The sequence below is a fragment of the Pseudoclavibacter sp. RFBG4 genome (assembly GCF_002931515.1).
In the GTDB taxonomy this organism is placed as follows: domain Bacteria; phylum Actinomycetota; class Actinomycetes; order Actinomycetales; family Microbacteriaceae; genus Pseudoclavibacter.
In genome coordinates this window covers 1-732 of sequence record NZ_PSYC01000031.1, presented here as the reverse complement: position 1 = coordinate 732, position 732 = coordinate 1, and the positions used below count along the sequence as shown (strand labels likewise).

The 732-nt window shown below is 65.4% G+C and carries 1 protein-coding gene; it reads left to right on the top strand.

Annotated features, from left to right (window positions below; genetic code table 11):
* The coding region (locus tag C5E10_RS12655) for a sugar phosphate isomerase/epimerase (protein WP_104331936.1) at nt 1–732 on the top strand (732 nt) is incomplete at both ends.

Sequence of the window (732 nt, the reverse complement as noted above, 5' to 3'; positions counted from 1 at the left end):
GACGCCGAGTACGTCCAGGGGCGGCTCGACATCCTCGAGCGCAATGGTCTGAAGGTGTGGACGATCTCGAACCATCTCAAGGGGCAGGTCGTGTGCGACGACCCGATCGATCAGCGGCATCGGGACATCGTGTCCGACCGCGTGTGGGGCGACGGGGAGCCGGAGGGGGTGCGGCAGCGCGCGGCGGAGGAGCTGAAGAACACGGCCCGCCTGGCGGCGGCGCTGGGTGTGAAGACGGTGACCGGGTTCACCGGGTCGTCGATCTGGAAGTACGTGGCGATGTTCCCTCCCGCGACGGAAGCGATGGTGGATGCGGGGTATCAGGACTTCGCGGATCGGTGGAACCCGATCCTGGATGTGTTCGAGGAGGTCGGGGTGCGGTTCGCGCACGAGGTGCATCCGTCGGAGATCGCGTATGACTACTGGACCACGAAGCGCGCGTTGGAGGCGATCGGGCATCGGGAGTCGTTCGGGTTGAACTGGGATCCCTCGCACATGGTGTGGCAGGACATCGACCCGGTGGGGTTCTTGTGGGACTTCCAGGACCGCATCTATCACGTGCATTGCAAGGACACGAAGAAGCGCTTGTCGAATGGTCGGAACGGGCGGTTGTCGTCGCATCTGCCGTGGGCGGACCCGCGGCGGGGTTGGGACTTCATCTCGACCGGGCACGGGGACGTGCCGTGGGAGGACTGCTTCCGCATGTTGAACGCGATCGGCTACGAGGGTCCG